Annotated in this window: 15 protein-coding genes; 9 read left to right on the top strand and 6 right to left on the bottom strand. The window is 77.4% G+C overall.

Going from position 1 to position 15,030, the window contains the following annotated elements:
* Positions 1–4 precede the first annotated feature (4 nt).
* The 7 genes from HL663_RS11435 to HL663_RS19150 all read left to right on the top strand — a co-directional run bounded on the left by HL663_RS11435 (position 5) and on the right by HL663_RS19150 (position 9,491).
* Entirely contained in the window at positions 5–400 is a 396-nt protein-coding gene (locus tag HL663_RS11435) for a response regulator (RefSeq protein WP_173028500.1), read from the top strand.
* Between the two features lie 89 nt (positions 401–489).
* Positions 490–1,671, top strand: a complete 1,182-nt coding sequence (locus tag HL663_RS11430; protein ID WP_173028499.1) for a glycosyltransferase family protein — start codon at positions 490–492, stop codon at positions 1,669–1,671.
* A complete protein-coding gene (locus HL663_RS11425; RefSeq protein WP_173028498.1) occupies positions 1,668–3,470 on the top strand; it encodes an ABC transporter ATP-binding protein in 1,803 nt (600 codons plus the stop codon). The genes HL663_RS11430 and HL663_RS11425 overlap by 4 nt, the downstream gene beginning before the upstream one ends.
* Positions 3,467–4,660: a glycosyltransferase gene (locus HL663_RS11420; protein ID WP_173028497.1), complete on the top strand. Its 1,194-nt coding sequence runs from the start codon at positions 3,467–3,469 to the stop codon at positions 4,658–4,660. The genes HL663_RS11425 and HL663_RS11420 overlap by 4 nt, the downstream gene beginning before the upstream one ends.
* Positions 4,657–7,584 (top strand): glycosyltransferase, encoded by a 2,928-nt coding sequence (locus HL663_RS11415; RefSeq protein ID WP_173028496.1) that lies wholly within the window; start codon positions 4,657–4,659, stop codon positions 7,582–7,584. Before HL663_RS11420 ends, HL663_RS11415 begins: the two co-directional genes overlap by 4 nt.
* A gap of 58 nt (positions 7,585–7,642) precedes the next feature.
* A complete protein-coding gene (locus tag HL663_RS11410; protein WP_173028495.1) occupies positions 7,643–8,110 on the top strand; it encodes a hypothetical protein in 468 nt (155 codons plus the stop codon).
* Between the two features lie 211 nt (positions 8,111–8,321).
* Complete coding sequence (locus tag HL663_RS19150; RefSeq protein ID WP_216842551.1) at positions 8,322–9,491, top strand: hypothetical protein; 1,170 nt, start codon at positions 8,322–8,324, stop codon at positions 9,489–9,491.
* Here HL663_RS19150 and mobA read toward each other — a convergent pair whose 3' ends face one another.
* The 4 genes from mobA to HL663_RS11385 are packed head-to-tail and all read right to left on the bottom strand — an operon-like array spanning position 9,492 to position 12,102.
* Positions 9,492–10,079 (bottom strand): molybdenum cofactor guanylyltransferase, encoded by a 588-nt coding sequence (mobA, locus tag HL663_RS11400; protein WP_173028494.1) that lies wholly within the window; start codon positions 10,077–10,079, stop codon positions 9,492–9,494.
* Positions 10,076–10,972 (bottom strand): cation diffusion facilitator family transporter, encoded by an 897-nt coding sequence (locus HL663_RS11395; RefSeq protein ID WP_173028493.1) that lies wholly within the window; start codon positions 10,970–10,972, stop codon positions 10,076–10,078. The genes mobA and HL663_RS11395 overlap by 4 nt, the downstream gene beginning before the upstream one ends.
* A complete protein-coding gene (locus HL663_RS11390; protein ID WP_353654099.1) occupies positions 10,969–11,271 on the bottom strand; it encodes an ArsR/SmtB family transcription factor in 303 nt (100 codons plus the stop codon). The genes HL663_RS11395 and HL663_RS11390 overlap by 4 nt, the downstream gene beginning before the upstream one ends.
* Before the next feature lie 60 nt (positions 11,272–11,331).
* Complete coding sequence (locus tag HL663_RS11385; protein WP_173028492.1) at positions 11,332–12,102, bottom strand: thioesterase family protein; 771 nt, start codon at positions 12,100–12,102, stop codon at positions 11,332–11,334.
* 156 nt (positions 12,103–12,258) lie between these two features.
* Between HL663_RS11385 and HL663_RS11380 the strand changes: the two genes are divergently transcribed.
* Together HL663_RS11380 and HL663_RS11375 are read left to right on the top strand one after the other, a co-directional pair.
* Positions 12,259–12,831 carry a dihydrofolate reductase family protein gene (locus HL663_RS11380; RefSeq protein ID WP_173028491.1) on the top strand — a complete coding sequence of 191 codons (573 nt, stop codon included), beginning with the start codon at positions 12,259–12,261 and terminating at the stop codon, positions 12,829–12,831.
* Between the two features lie 36 nt (positions 12,832–12,867).
* The gene (locus tag HL663_RS11375; protein ID WP_173028490.1) at positions 12,868–13,497 is read left to right on the top strand and encodes a class II aldolase/adducin family protein; all 630 of its coding nucleotides are present in this window, start codon (positions 12,868–12,870) and stop codon (positions 13,495–13,497) included.
* Positions 13,498–13,530: 33 nt separating this feature from the next.
* Here the strand turns inward: HL663_RS11375 and HL663_RS11370 are convergent, their stop codons facing one another.
* Positions 13,531–14,304 (bottom strand): hypothetical protein, encoded by a 774-nt coding sequence (locus HL663_RS11370; RefSeq protein WP_173028489.1) that lies wholly within the window; start codon positions 14,302–14,304, stop codon positions 13,531–13,533.
* Complete coding sequence (locus tag HL663_RS11365; RefSeq protein ID WP_173028488.1) at positions 14,301–14,990, bottom strand: winged helix-turn-helix domain-containing protein; 690 nt, start codon at positions 14,988–14,990, stop codon at positions 14,301–14,303. The genes HL663_RS11370 and HL663_RS11365 overlap by 4 nt, the downstream gene beginning before the upstream one ends.
* Between the last annotated feature and the right edge of the window lie 40 nt (positions 14,991–15,030).

Below are 15,030 nucleotides of genomic sequence, written 5' to 3'. Positions count from 1 at the left end.
CGCCGTGGCGCAGCAGGACCATCCCGCGGGCCGCCCGTCCGCCCGCGTCCTCCTCGTCCACGGCCGGACGCTCGTCCGGTCCGAGCTCGCGACCGTCCTCGGGGCCACCCCCGGCCTCGAGCTCGCCGGCCAGTGCGCGACGTCGGCCGACGCCGCCGCGCAGGTCCTCCTCCTGCGGCCCCACGTGGTGGTCGCCGACGTCCGGCTGCCCGACGGCAGCGGCCTCGACCTGTGCCGGCACCTCGTGGGCACCGACGGCCTCGCCGTGGTCCTGACCAGCGCCTTCGACACGGCCGCGCTGCGCCGGGACGCGCTCGCCGCCGGGGCGTCGGGGATGGTCGTCACGTACCGCGCGGCCCGGGTGCTCGCCGCCGTCGTCGTCGCCGCGCTGGCGCCCTGAACCGGCCGGGGGCGTAGTACCTCCGGACAGGTCGGGGTGGGCCAAGGGCCAATGGTGGGTGGACGGCGGGTGAACCTACGGTTCCGGCCATGGACACGTGGAGCCCGCCCCGCCCCGAGGCGACCCCCCTGCTGCAGAGGGCCGGCCGGGCTCCACGTGTCGTCCTGGTCTCGCACGACGGCTTCGGCCTCGGCCACGCCCGACGCAACTCCCGCATCGCCGCCGCCGTCCGCGCGCTCGCTCCCTCGGCGGAGGTCACCCTCGTCACCGGCCTCGCCAGCCACCACGCCTGGCTGGGTGCCGACGGGGTGCGCGTCGTGCGCGTCCCGGCCGTCACCAAGGACGCGAGCGGCCGCTACGTGACCGGCGGGGCCGACCTGCCCACGACGCTGCGCGAGCGGGCCCGGGTCTTCGCCGAGGTCGTCGAGTCGACGCAGCCCGACGTCCTCGTCGTCGACCGGCACCCCCTCGGCATCGAGGGCGAGCTGCGGCCGGCGGTGGCGGCGGCCCGCCGCGCGGGCGCCGCGGTCCTCCTCGGGCTGCGCGACATCCTCGACGCTCCCCCGGTCGTCCGCGCCGAGCTCGCCGGGCCGGAGTGGGCCGGGGCCGGGCGCTGGGTCGACGAGGTCCTCGTCTACGGCTCCCCGTCGATCTGCGACCACGTCGCCGAGTACGCCCTGCCGGTCCGCCCCGTCTACTGCGGCATCGTCACCGCCCCCGTCGCGCCGCCGCGGCCGCTCGCGCCGGCGACCGGCGGCACGGTCCTCGTCACCGCGGGCGGCGGAGGGGACGGCGACGTGCTCGCCTCCGTCCTCGAGGCCGTCGCCGCGACCCCCCGCTACGAGCACGTCGTCGCCGTCCGCGGCCCCGCCGCCCGCTGGACGGTCCCCGCCGGGGTCGAGGTCCTCGCCCCGCGCGACGACTGCACCGAGCTCTACGCCGCGGCGTCCGCCAGCGTCCAGATGGGCGGCTACAACTCCGCCTACGAGGCCGTCGTCTCAGGCCTGCGCCCGCTCCTCGTGCCGCGACGGGCGCCCCGCCGCGAGCAGGCCATCCGGGCCGGTCGCCTCGCCTGCCTCGGCCTCGCCGACGTCCTCGACCCCGGGGCCGGGCCGGACGAGGTGCGCTGGCTCCTGGACCGCCCCCGGCTGCAGACCGGGTGGGACCTCGCCCGCAGCGGCCTCGACGTCGACGGCGCGGCCCGCGTCGCGGCGCGGGTGCTGACCCACGCCGGCGCCGGCGCGCTCCCCGCCCTGGCGGGTGCCCGATGAGCGGGGTGCTCGCGGTCCTGCGCCGCTTCTCCGGGCACGTCCGTCCCTACCGCCGCCTCCTCGCCCTCGGCGCGCTCCTCGCGGTGCTCGAGGTCGTCGTCCGGCTGGCCGAGCCGTGGCCCCTGCGCCTCGTCGTCGACCACGCGCTCGCCGACGACCCCAGCCCCGTGCTCGGGATCACGGACCCGATGGCCGTCGCCGCGCTCTCGGCCGTCATGCTCCTCGTCGTCGTGGCGCTCGCGGCGGTCCTCGACTACTGGTCGACCCGCGTGCTCGCCTCGGCCGGGCTGCGCCTCGCGGCCGACCTGCGGGGCACCGTCTTCACGCACCTGCACCGGCTCTCGCTCGCCTTCCACGGCCGCTCGCGCGTCGGCGACCTCGCCAACCGCGTCACGAGCGACGTCGACCGCACCCAGGACATGCTCGTGCAGTCCCTCGCCGTCATCGGGCCGAACGTCATGCTCGTCGTCGGGATGTTCGCCGTCATGGTGGCGATGGACGTCGTGTTCGCCCTCGTCGCGCTCGTCCTCGCCCCCCTCCTCGCGTGGACCGTCCACCGCTCGACGGTCCGGCTCAAGCGCACCAGCCGGGCGGCCCGCGCGGCCGACGGGGTCGTCGCCGCCGCCGCCTCCGAGAGCCTCGCGGCCATGCCGCTCGTGCAGTCGCTCGGGCTCGAGCCGACGCAGCGCCGCACCTTCGACCGGCTGGCGGGCGAGAGCCTGCGCGCCGGCCTGGAGTCGGCCCGCATCCAGGCCCGCTTCAGCCCGCTCGTCGACCTCACCGCCGCGGGGTCGGCCGCGATGGTCCTCTGGGTCGGGACCTCGCGCGTCCGCTCCGGGGAGATCACGCTCGGGATGCTCCTCGTGTTCGTGTCCTACCTCGGGTCGCTCTACAAGCCGCTCAAGGCCCTCTCCCGGCTCAGCACCTCGCTGGCCAAGGGAGCGGCCGCGGCCGAGCGCATCGAGGAGGTCCTCGGCGAGCTCCCCGACGTCGCCGAGCCGGCGAGGCCGGTACGCCCCCGGCGGGCCCGCGGCCACCTCGAGTTCGCCGACGTCTCCCTGCGCTACGGCAGCACCACCGTCCTCGACGGCGTCTCGCTCGAGGTCCAGCCGGGCCAGACCCTCGCGCTCGTCGGGCCGACCGGCGCGGGCAAGACGAGCCTCGCCTCGCTCGTGCCCCGGCTCGTCGACCCGACCTCCGGGGCCGTCCACCTCGACTTCGTCGACGTCCGGCGCCGCGCCCTCGCGGACCTGCGCTCGCAGGTGGCCGTCGTGCTCCAGGACTGCCTCGTGATGCGCGGCACGCTGCGCGACAACATCCGCCTCGGCGACGTCGAGGCGTCCGACGCCGCGGTGCGCCGGGCCGCCCGCCTCGCCCTCGTCGACGAGTTCGCCTCCCGCCTGCCCGACGGCCTCGACACCGCCGTGGGCGAGCGCGGCAGCACCCTGTCGGGCGGGCAGCGGCAGCGGCTCGCCATCGCCCGGGCGATCCTGCGCGACGCACCGGTCCTCGTCCTCGACGAGCCGACCTCGGCGCTCGACGTCCACACCGAGGAGCTCGTCATGGAAGCGCTCTCCAACCTGCCCGAGGACCGCACGACGCTCCTCATCGCGCACCGCCTCTCGACCATCCGGTCGGCCGACGCGGTCGCCGTGCTCGACCGGGGGCGCCTGGTGCGGGTCGGGTCGCCCACCGACGTCGACGCCGCCGTCGTCCGGCGCCTGACCGCCCCCACGGTCCCCGCCGACGGCACGGTGACCGACCTCGGGCGGCGCCGCGTCGCGGGAGGACGGTCGTGAAGGTCCACTACGTCCTCAAGCGCTACCCGCGGCTCAGCGAGACCTTCGTCGTGCGCGAGCTGGCGACCCTCGAGGCCCTCGGCGCCCAGGTCTCCGTCGACAGCCTGATGGCCCCCGAGGACGGCCCCCGCCACGCCGAGGTGCAGCACGTGCGGGCGGCGGTGCGCTACCTCCCCCGACGACCCGGCTGGGCGGCCACCGCGTTGCGCGTCGGGCTGCGGCGGCCGCGCGCCGTCTGGCGCGAGGTGCGCCGGGCCCGCTCCCGCGCCCGGGCCGGCGACGCCGTCGCGCTGCGTCGCCTCGCCCACGGCCTGCTCGTCGCCGAGCGGGTGCTCGCCGAGCAGCCCGACGTCCTGCACGCCCACTTCGCGACGGCGGCCGCCGAGGTCGCGGCCGTGGCCTCTCGCGTGACCGGCGTGCCGGTCACCGTCACCGCCCACGCGAAGGACGTGTTCCACACCGAGAACGCGGACGTGCTCGCCGGCCGCCTCGACGGCGTCGCGGCCGTCGTGACCGTCTCCGAGTACAACCTCGAGCACCTCGGGCGGACCCTGCCGGGCACCCGGATCCGGTTGGTGCGCAACGGTGTCCCCCTCGGTCGCCCGAACGTCGTGCACGCCGGCCGACGCGACGCCCCCGTCCTGTGCGTGTGCCGGCTGGTCCCCAAGAAGGGCGTCGACGTCCTCGTGCGCGCCGTCGCGCTCGCCGCGGTCGACGACCCCTGGGTGCGCCTGGACGTCATCGGCGACGGGCCGCTGCGCGAGGAGCTCGTCGACCTCGCCCGCGAGCTCGGCGTCGCCGACCGCGTCACCTTCCACGGGGCGATGGACTCCGCCGGCGTCGAGGCCGCCTACGCCCGCGCCTCCCTCGTGGCGCTGCCCTGCCGGGTCGACGGCGACGGCGACCGCGACGGGCTCCCCACCGTCCTCGTCGAGGCGCTGGCCCGTGGCCTGCCGGTCGTCTCCACCGACGTCGTCGGCATCCCCGAGCTCGTGCGGGACCGCGCGACCGGCCGCCTCGTCGCACCGGACGACCCGCCGGCCCTGGCCCGGGCCGTGGCGGAGCTGCGCGCCGACCCGGTCGCGGCGCGGGCGCTCGGCGCGGCCGGCCGCGAGCTCGTCGCCGCCGACTACGCCCCCGACCGCTCGGGCCGGGCGCTCCTCGGGGTCTGGACGGAGGTGCGGCGATGAGGGTGCTCGTCCTGTGCACCGACCAGGGCGTCCGGGTCCCCGGCGCGAAAGGCGCCGCCCTGCACCTGCGCGCCGTCGCCGAGGCGTACGCCGGGCTCGGCCACGACGTCCTGCTGCTCGGGGTCGCGGGGCACGGTGCCCCGCCGGCCCACCCCCGGCTGCGCACCCACCTCCTCCCCCACCCCGGGCAGGCCGAGGGCGTGCTGCGCGAGCGCAACAAGCTGGCCCTCGTCGAGCGCTTCGTCACCGAGGGCGAGGCCGTCGCCAGGCACTTCGCCCCCGACGTCGTCCACGAGCGGCTGGCCCTCTTCGGCACGGCCGGGCTGCGCCTGGCCCGGGCCACCGGGGCCCGGCACGTCGTCGAGGTCAACGCGCTGCTCGCCCTCGAGGAGGCGCGCTGGCGCGGCCTCGGCCACGTCGCCGTGGCCCGCGAGCGCGAGCACGCCGTGCTGGCCGGCGCCGACCTCGTGGCCCCGGTGAGCGAGGAGCTGGCCGCGCAGGTGCGGACGGTCGTCGGGCCGCACGCGCCGGTCGTCACGGTGCCCAACGGGGTCGACCCGCGGCCCTTCGACCGCCCCCTCGACCGCTCGGCCGTCCGGGCGCGGCTCGGGCTGCCGCTCGGCGCCCGCGCCGTCGTCTTCACCGGGACGCTGCGACCCTGGCACGGGGTCGAGGTGGCGGTCGAGGCCCTGGCCGCGCTCCCCCGGGACGTGCACCTCGTCGTCGTCGGCGACGGCCCGGTGCGCGAGGCGCTCGCCTCGAGGGCCACGGCGCTCGGCGTGGCCTCCCGCCTGCACCTCACCGGCGCACTCCCCCACGACGAGGCGGTCGCCGCCGTGCGCTGCGCCGACGTCGCGATCGCGCCCTACCCGGACCTGCCGGACTTCTCGTTCTCGCCGCTCAAGCTGTACGAGTACCTCGCCGCCGGCGTGCCGGTCGTCGCGTCCGACCTCGGCCAGCCGCGCGCGCTCCTCGGCGGCCTCGGCGTCGGCCGGCTGGTGCGCCCCGGCGACCCCACCGACCTCGCCGCGGGCATCCGTGCCGCCCTGGCCGTGGGGTCGGTCCCGGCTCAGGCCCGCGTCGCCGAGCACGTGCGCACGCACTGGTCGTGGCGGGCCCGGGTCGGCGAGGTGCTCACCGCTCTCGAGGCGGCGAGCACCGGCCCCGGCAGCGCCGCCGGGGCGGCCGCGGACCTCCCGCCGGAGGACCTGCCGGTGGCCGACGCGCTCCGTGCGGCCGACCGCGACCGATCCCTCGCCGGGGTCCGCCTCGGCCCCGTGCTGCGCCGGGTGTCCGGCCGCCGGGTGACCTTCGCCGCCGAGCTCGACGGGGTCGACGTCGTCGTCAAGGCCTTCTCCTCCCCCCGCGCGCGCGGCAACGCCCGCCGGCTCGACGCGCTCGCGGTCGCCGGGCTCGCCGACGTCGTCCCGACCTCCCTGGCCACCTCGGCCGACGGCTGCGTCGGGGTCGTGTCCTTCCGCCCCGGGACGGTCATGGAGGACCTCGCGGACGACGCGTTCGTCACCGCCGCGGCGGCGACCGGGCGCGTCCTGCGCCGCCTCCACGACAGCGGCGCTGCGCTCGACCGGCGCTGGAGCACCGCCGACGAGTGCGCGCAGCTGCTGCGCCGCGCCCCCGAGGGCGTGCGCGAGATCGCCGCCGCCGAGGCCGCCCTCGCGCCGGCCGACGGGCCGCTCGTGCCGTCGCACCGCGACCTCCACCCGCGCCAGGTCGTCCGGACCACGCAGGAGCCCGGCGTCTGCCTCATCGACCTCGACGACGCGGCGCTGGCCCCCCGGGGCCTGGACGTGGGCAACATGGTCGCGCACCTGCGCCGCGAGGTCGTCGTCGGACGGCGCGCCGACCCCGTGGGCGAGGCGGCCGTCGACGCGTTCCTCGAGGGCTACGGTGACGTGCCGGCCGACCTGCTGTCGTGGGAGCGGCTGGCCCTCGCGCGCCTCGCCGGGCTCGCCGAGAGCCGGCACGGTGCGCCGCAGGAGCGCGACGCCCTCCTCCGCCTCCTCGCCGACCGCCCTCTGCCGCAGCGCACCCGGGCCGCCGGCGGCCTCGTCCCGACCGGCCACGCGGACCGTCCGGTCCGGATGGCCGTCGACGACCGCACCGGTCGTCCGGTCGTCGTCAAGACCTACCTCGGCACCGACGGCTCCCGCGTGCACGACGACATGCTCGCCCTGTGGGCATCGCCCTTCGGCGCCTCGTCACCGCCGCGGATGCCCGAGCCGCTCGCCTTCGACGCCGCGTCCGGGGACCTCGTGATGGCCCGCGTCCCCGGCGTCGCCCTCGCCGTGCGCGGGTCCGTCGGCGACTCCGTCCGGCGCGGGGCGGAGGCCGGCGCGCTGCTCGCCGCGCTGCACGGCAGCGGCGCGGGCCTGCACCGCGTGCGCGACCGGCGGGCCCTCGTGCGCTCGGCGCGGCGCAAGGCCGCGTCGCTCGGCCCGGGCGAGGGCGCCCGCGTCCGCGCGGCCTTCGACGTCGCCGTCGAGACGATCGAGCGGCGCTGGGTGGGCACCTCCACCGGCGACCTCGTGCCCAGCCACGGGGACTTCTCGCCGCGCAACGTCCACGCGACCGTCGGCCACCTCGCGCTCATCGACCTCGACCGGCTCCAGCTCGCCGAGCGCGAGCGGGACCTCGCGTACTGGTGCGCCTGGCTGTGGGTCACCGGCGGCGGGAGCGCGCCGCTCTTCGCCGGGCCGGCGCGCTCCTTCCTCGACGGCTACGTCGCCGGCGGCGGAGACACCCCGCGCCAGGACGCACTGGAGGTCCACGCGGCGCTCGCCCTCGTGCGGATCGCCCACGGCTGGACCTCGATGCGCGAGGACGACTCCGCTCGCGTCGACCTGCTCACGACCGCGACCGTCCTCGCCGGGAGCTGTCGGCCCACGAGCGCCGCCGGACGATGAGCGCTCCCGCCCGCCACCCGGCGAAGCTCCTCGGCGCACCGACGTCCTGTCGTCGACCGTGACGCCGCCCGGGGCCGTCGGCTTCGACTACTTCGCCGCCGCCGACGACCTCGCGGCGGCCGCCCTCGGCCTCTCGTGGGACCCCGCGCGCCGGCGGCGGCCGCCGCGCCCGGTCTTCGGCACGACCATCGACCCGGTGGTCCGCTGCGCCCAGCTCGAGGAGCTCCTGACCGGACGCCCCCACCGGGAGGTCGTCGCCGACCCCCGCAGCGCCCGGGCGCTGGACCCCGCGGGCGACCCGGCCGTCCTCGTCGTCACCGTGACCTGCGGGCTGCAGGCCGCGCTCGCCGTCGCCACGGCCCCGGACCTGCAGCACGCCGCCGCCGTGTGGGCGCGCACGACGGGCAGCGACGCGGACTCGGCAACCACGCGGAGGGACCGGACCTCCCTCCACGGGCTCGCCCGCCTCGCGCGCGCGTCCCTCGCCGACGAGCTCCTGCTCTACTGCCGCCCCCGTCCGCGCTGACGGTCCCATCCTGAGAAGGCGCGACGCGCTGAGCAGGCGCTCAGCGCGTGGACCCCGTCGCGCTCTCAGGTCGGTTTTGGCGGGCCCGGAACGGCCGGGCTAGGGTCTCGCCCCGTTGTGTCCGGTGCAGGGACCGGCACGACCGCGGGGGGAGACCGCACGACCGACGCTCGTCGCACGACGTGACGAGCCCCACCCCTGGAGCTCTGCCTTGCCCCACCGCACGACCTCGCTCACGCACGTCCTCGCCACGGCCGTCGCCGCGACGCTGGCCGCCGGCATCACCACCGCGGCCCCCGCCTCGGCCGCCCAGACCCCCTCGGTCGGCACCGCCGGCGGAGGAGCCACCAGCTCCCCGGCGGCCGCCCCCGCGGCACCCGCCGCCGCACCCGCACCGACCGCGGCGCCCGCCCCGGCCGCCGCCCGGGCCCCGAAGTCGAACTACGGCGGCCTCTACGGCTCCACCGCCGCCGACCGCACGCGGCGGGGCGTCGACCAGCAGTGGCTCAAGGTCCGCTGGGCCGACCTCGAGCCGCGCGAGGGCGTCTACGACCTCTCCCGCGTCACCCGGCTGCTGGCGTCCGACCCGCACCTCGTGGTGCGGCTCCACGTCCAGGGCGGGCAGTTCGCCCCCGAGTGGCTCAAGAAGGCCGCCGGCAGCGTGCGGGTCACCAACGCCAAGGACGCCGTCGGCGCCTCGGTGGGCCGGTACTGGACGCCCCGCTACCGCGCCGCCTACGCGCGGTTCGTCGCCGCCCTCGGGGCGCAGCTCGACAGCCACCCGCGCGTCGCCTCCGTCAACATGTTCGGCACCTCGCTCGTCTACGACGAGCCGTGGATCACCGGCGGCCCCGCCTCCGGTGCCGCGCTCCACCGCGCGGGGCTGGGCAGGGACGAGGTCGTCGCCAGCCAGGATGCCGGTCTCGCCGCGACGGTCAGGGCCTTCCCGCACACCGTCGTCGAGATGCCCCTGCACGGCCAGTTCACCTACCCGGTCGCGGGCGGCCAGAAGGGCAGCTGGGTGCAGGGCCGCAGCCTCGCCAACGCGTGGGACGCGCAGTACGGCGACCGCGTCGTCTTCACCGACTACGGCTGGGGCGCCGGCGACTGGACCGCCGCCGCGAGCAGCCTGAGCACCGCGCCGAACCTGTACTCCTGGATGCACCGGCGCGCCGACCTCGGACGCCCGATCGCCTTCCAGGCGACCCTCGCCCCCGGGACCCGGGCCGGCAGCACGCGGCCGACGGCGGCGGTCGCCCTGGCCGCCTCGCAGGAGGCCGCCCGCATGGGCGCCCGGTGGTTCGAGCACCACAGCTGGGGCTACCTGACGGTGGCCCAGGCCCGGACCGTCGACGCGGCGCTCACCGCGAACGTCGGGTGATCAGCCCTCGCTGACGTCGGCCTCCGCGCGGGCCAGGGCCTGCGGCGTGTCCACGTCGCGGGCCGCGCCCGCGCCGACCCGGACCACGACGTGCCCGGCGCCGAGCAGTGCCATCGCCCGGCCCCCGTGGCCCGTCCCGAGCTCGAGCCCCTCCAGCGCGGGTCTGCGGTAGGCCGCGAGCAGCGGAGTGACGCGTCCGCTGTCGTCCTCCGCAGCGGCCGCACCGACGGTGGCGTCGGCGTGCAACGCCGCGACGAGCGCCGGCAGGGCCGGTCCCCCGGCGGGCATGTCACCGGCCAGGACCGCGACGACCTCACCGGAGCACGCACGCAGCCCGGCGAGGACGGCGGCGAGCGGCCCTCCGCCGACCGGGTCCTCGCGCACCCAGGTCGCCCCCGTACGTCGGAGGGGACGGACGGGGCCGACGACGACCACCGGCCAGCCGGCCGGGATGCCGGCCACGGCGCGTTCGAGCACGCTGCTGCCGGCGAGCGGTGCGTCGAGCTTGTCCGTGCCGAAGCGCCGGGACAGGCCGCCCGCGAGAACCACCACCGGGACCGCGGCGGCCGGGTCCGTCCCGGGCGTCACCAGTCGGCCCCGTGGCAGCCGGCGGCGCCGGTGGACTCGACCTGCACCGTCGCGTGCGCGATCCCGAACCGCTCGCGCAGCACCGTCGCGGCCCGCTCGAGCACCGGCCCGCCGTCGGCGTCGCTCACGAGGTGCGCGGTGGCGACGTCCATCCCGGAGGTGAGGGTCCAGAGGTGGAGGTCGTGCACCTCGACGACACCGTCGACCTCCTCGAGCGCCACCCGGACGGCCTCGGGGTCGACCCCGGCCGGGGCGTGCTGGCCGAGCACGGCCAGCACCTCGCGGCCGAGGTGCACCGCCCGGACGAGGACGAAGACACCGATGGCGAGGGCGACCACCGTGTCCCACAGGGGGTTACCCGTGGCACCGACGACGAGCGCGGCGGCGATGACGCCCACCGACCCGGCGGCGTCGGCGAGCACCTCGAGGTAGGCGCCCCGGACGTTGAGGCTCTCGGCCGCCCCACCGCGCAGGAGGGCGAGCGAGACGAGGTTGACGAGCAGGCCGACCCCGCCGACGACGACCATCGTCCCGGAGGCGACCTCGGGCTCGGCCCCGAGCCGGCGCAGGGCCTCGACGACGACGTAGACGGACACCCCGACCATGACGAGCACCGCGAAGCCCGACGCGAAGACCTCGGCGCGGTACGAGCCGTAGGTGCGGCGCCCGGTCGTGTCCGGGCGGGTCGCGACGCGGGTGGCGACGAGCGCCGCGCCGAGCGTCACGACGTCGGCGGCCATGTGCCCGGCGTCCGACAGCAGGGCCAGCGACCCGGACGCGAGGCCGGCGAGGAGCTCGACGACGAAGAACACGGCGACGAGGCCGAACGCGACGGCCAGGCGCCAGCGGTGCCGGCCGCCGGCGTGCGCGCCGTGGCCGTGCGAGCCGCTCACCGCGACGCCGCCGTCGGGGCCCCGTGCCGGGCGTGGTCGCGCGCGACCCCGAGGAGGGTGCGCACGTGCTCGTCGGAGAGGGAGTAGTGGACGTGCCGGCCGTCCCGGCGGCCGACGACGACCCCCGAGGCGCGCAGCAGGCGCAGCGCCTGGCTGGCCGTCGACTCCGCCGTGCCGGTCGCCCCCGCGAGGTCGTGCACGCACAGCTCGCCCGCGTCGTGCAGGGCCAGCAGCAGCCGCACCCGGGTGGGGTCACCGAGCAGCCGGAAGGCCCGGGCCATCTCGTCGGTCTCGTCCACGTCGCTCCTGACACCTGATCATCTGCTCAGATGTCATGATGCCACGCCGCGGCGCGGCGGTCAGCGCGGGCGCACCGTCACGCACTGCGCCAGCGAGCCGAGCGGACCGGCCGCGTCGTGGAGCCGGCTGCTCGTCAGCCCGATGCCGTTGTCGCCGAACGTGATCGAGGCATCCACGCCGAGCCACTCCCCCACGGGCTCACGCAGCAGGTGGGCGGTGAGGTCGATGTTCGGGAAGTGCACCTCGCGCGGGTCGGCCCGCACCGTCATCCCGTTGGCGATGTCGAGCAGCCCGGCGACGCGCGCCGTGGGGCCGACCGCCTCGTCCTCGACGAGCGGGACCGGGGTCCGCACCCAGAACCAGCCGCGCCCCGGCTCCTCGAGGTGCCGGCGCACCTCGACCCCGCCGATGAAGCCGCCGGGCCAGGTCTGCCCCGGCGACCACGGCTCGAGCTCGTCGGGCCCCGGGATGGAGGGCAGGGCGGTGCCGGCGAACGCCGCGGTGTCGCGCGGCGCCATCAGCCAGGCCCGGAGCAGGGCGACCGGCCGGCCGGCGTGCGAGAGCGTCGCCTCGACGAGCTCGATGGTCCGCCCCGGCCGCACGACGCGGACCTCCGTCGTCACCTCGGCGACCGGCACGGTCCCGAGGATGTCGTAGCAGAGGCGGGCGAGGACGAGCCCGTCGTCGCGGCGGGCGTCCCGGTCGCGCTCGACGACGTGGGCGAGCAGGCCGAGGGCGGGCGCGATGTGCTGCTCGTCCTCGCGCCACGCGCCGCCGGTGTGCTCGCTCGCGCGGAAGGTGTGCTCGTCCAGCCGGTGGAAGTACGCCACGCCGTCGTCCTCTCGTCGTCGGGTCCCGACGACCCTACGCACCACCGGCGGCCACCGGGGCGCGCGCAACCCGGGTGCGCCGCACCGACGCCCTCGCGTACGGTCGACGGCGGCCGTCCCGGCCCCTCTCCTCCGCCCCCGACACCCAGGAGCACCGTGCGCCGCCTCGTCTACTACGTCGCGACCTCCCTCGACGGCTTCATCGCCGACCCCGCCGGTGACGCCTCGGCCTTCCCGGTCGAGCCCGACACCCTCGCCGCCCTCTTCGCGGAGTACCCCGAGACCTGCCCGACGCACGTGCGCGCCGCCCTGGGGGTCGACGCCCCGGCCCGGCACTTCGACACCGTCGTCATGGGTCGCACGACCCACCAGCCGGCGCTCGACGCCGGCCTGACGAGCGCCTACCCGCACCTGCGCCAGTACGTCGTCACCCGGCGCGAGGACCTGCCCGAGGACCCGACCGTCACAGTCGTCCACGACGACCCGGCGGGCCTCGTCCGCTCGCTCAAGGCGGAGGAGGGCGGGCTCGACGTCTGGCTGTGCGGCGGCGGCGACCTCGCCGGCCAGGTGATGGACGAGGTCGACGAGCTGCACCTCAAGGTCAACCCGGTCCTGCTCGGGGAGGGCGTCCCGCTCGTGCGGGGGGCGACCGACCCCGCGGCGTGGCGGCTCGCGAGCAGCACCCCGCTCCCCCACGGGGTCCTGCTCACCCGCTACGTGCGCGCCTGAGCCGGGCCGCCCGGCGGCGTGCGCGATGATCTCCCCGTGACCCCGACCCGCGAGGACCTCCTCGAGCAGCTCGTCGACACCGGACGCCACGTCGTGGAGCGCGGCCTGGTCCAGGCGTCGGGGGGCAACCTCTCGGCCCGGGTCCCGGGCACCGACGCCTTCCTCGTGACGGGCACCGGGACGTGGCTGGACCGGCTGCGCCCGGAGGACTTCGCGGAGCTCTCGCTCGCGGGCGAGCACCGGGGCGGCGCCGAGCGCCCGTCGGTCGAGTGGAAGCTGCACGCCCGCACCTACGCCGTGCGCGAGGACGTCGGTGCGATCGTCCACCTGCACCCGCAGCACGTCCTGCTCGTCGACCTGCTCGGGGCGCCGATCCGCTTCACGACGCTCGACCACCAGTACTACCTCGGCTCGAACGGCCGGGTGCCCTTCCTGCCCTCGGGCACCGAGGAGCTCGCGCAGGCGGCGGCCGAGGCGGCCCGCGACCACGACGCCGTCGTCCTCGCGCACCACGGCTGCTCGACGCTCGGCGACACCGTGCCGATGGCGCTGCGCCGCGCGCTCAACCTCGAGGAGGCGGCGGCGATGACCTACCGGCTGCTCGTCGCCGGCGACACCAGCGCCGACTTCCCGGCCGAGTACCGCGGCCGCATCATCGACGTCTGAGCCGCCCCGACCCGGCCTCGGCAAGGGGGGGCGTCAGCGGGCGAGGACGAGGGCGCCGAGGGCCAGCAGCCAGGAGACGAAGGACCCGACGAGGAAGTACTCGGTGACCTCGTCGATGCCGACGCCGTCGACGGACTCGCGCTCCGAGCGCTTGCTCTGCAGCTCGGGGAAGCGGATGAGCCCCTTGGCCGCGATGACGAGCCCGGCCGCGCCGAGCTGGCCGGCGAGGCCGAGGCCGACGATGAGGACGCGCTCCATCGGCCCGAGCAGGCGCCCGCCGCGCAGCTGCTCGGAGGCGTCCGGGCCGGAGAGCGGGACGGCGTGGTTGCTCGGCCGGGCCGCGCCGATCGCGACGAGGACGAGGCGCACGACGACGTTGCCGGTCGCGAGGTTGGCCAGCAGCAGGCCCGCGACGAGGAGGACCTGCCCGGGGCCGACCCCGTCGAGCACCCCGGGCAGCCGGGCCCAGCCGAGCCACGCGGCGAGCGGGCCACCCACCTCCCCGGCCCACCCCGAGAGGCCGACGAGCCACACCGCGCCGCCGGCCAGCGAGGCGAGGGCGGCGACGTGGCCCGTGCCGGTCGTCAGCGACTGCTGCGACCAGCGCAGCCAGAGCAGGAGCGCGACGAGGGAGGCCGCGAGGACGACGACGTCGAGCGGCGTCCACAGCCCGCCGAGCACCGCGGCGCCGACGACCCCCAGCACCCCGGCGAGCCGGGCGCGGACCTCGGCGGACGGGTGCGCCCCGCCACCGCGCACGAGGTCGGCCAGCCCGACCCCGACGAGCCAGACCCCCAGCCAGGTCATGGCAGCACCCGCAGGAGCTCGTGCGCGGCGAGGACGGCGCCGATCCCGTCGCCGCGGACCCGCTGCGAGACCGCGGACGCGCTGACGCCCTCGCGGGTCGCGAGCTCGGCCTGGGTCGTCTCGGGGTCCATCAGTCCTCGCAGCAGTCGTAGCGATCGGTCCGACAGGGAGCCAACCAGATGGTCCCGACACAGCAGCGCCGCCGTGACGGCCGCCTCGGGGCCGGTGGCGTCGAGGCCGGCGTCGCGGACCAGGCCGTCGGCCTCGGCGTCGACCGTCCGCACCCCCGTGCGCAGCCAGCGCGTCGCCGGCCGGGCGGCCATCTGCTCGACGGCCTCGACGGCGGCGCGGGCCGCCCACCAGCCGGGCCCGTCCTCGAGCCCCCGGGCGGGGTCGATGTCGGCCACCGGCCCCCGGCCGATCCCGACCCGGACGTCGGCCTCGGGCAGGAGGGCGAGCCGGACCCGCAGCGCGGCGTCGAGCGCCTCGCCGAGGGTCGCGTAGGTGCCCTGGAACTCGTCGCCGACGGTCGTGCGCAGCCCGGACACGGACGGGCGCCGCTCCTCGGTCGCCGCGAGCGCCGCCTCGAGGGTCGCCTGGAGCCGTCGCCGGTCCGCGGCCCCGCGCGAGGCGACGAGGTCCCCGATGAGGACGCAGGGTGAAGCCGTGGACTTCAGATCAACCATCTGAAGATCATACCTTCATCGAGCCGATCTGAAGCCCGGA

The sequence above is a fragment of the Arthrobacter sp. NEB 688 genome (assembly GCF_013201035.1).
Classification (GTDB): domain Bacteria; phylum Actinomycetota; class Actinomycetes; order Actinomycetales; family Dermatophilaceae; genus Phycicoccus.
This window is presented reverse-complemented; position numbering and strand designations above follow the sequence as displayed.

Excerpts from the sequence above, each read along its gene's own strand:
- HL663_RS11370 (WP_173028489.1), bottom strand. The coding sequence starts at position 14,304 with ATGACCTGGCTGGGGGTCTGGCTCGTCGGGGTCGGGCTGGCCGACCTC.
- HL663_RS11415 (WP_173028496.1), top strand. The coding sequence starts at position 4,657 with ATGAGGGTGCTCGTCCTGTGCACCGACCAGGGCGTCCGGGTCCCCGGC.
- HL663_RS11430 (WP_173028499.1), top strand. The coding sequence starts at position 490 with ATGGACACGTGGAGCCCGCCCCGCCCCGAGGCGACCCCCCTGCTGCAG.
- HL663_RS11425 (WP_173028498.1), top strand. The coding sequence starts at position 1,668 with ATGAGCGGGGTGCTCGCGGTCCTGCGCCGCTTCTCCGGGCACGTCCGT.
- HL663_RS11365 (WP_173028488.1), bottom strand. The coding sequence starts at position 14,990 with ATGGTTGATCTGAAGTCCACGGCTTCACCCTGCGTCCTCATCGGGGAC.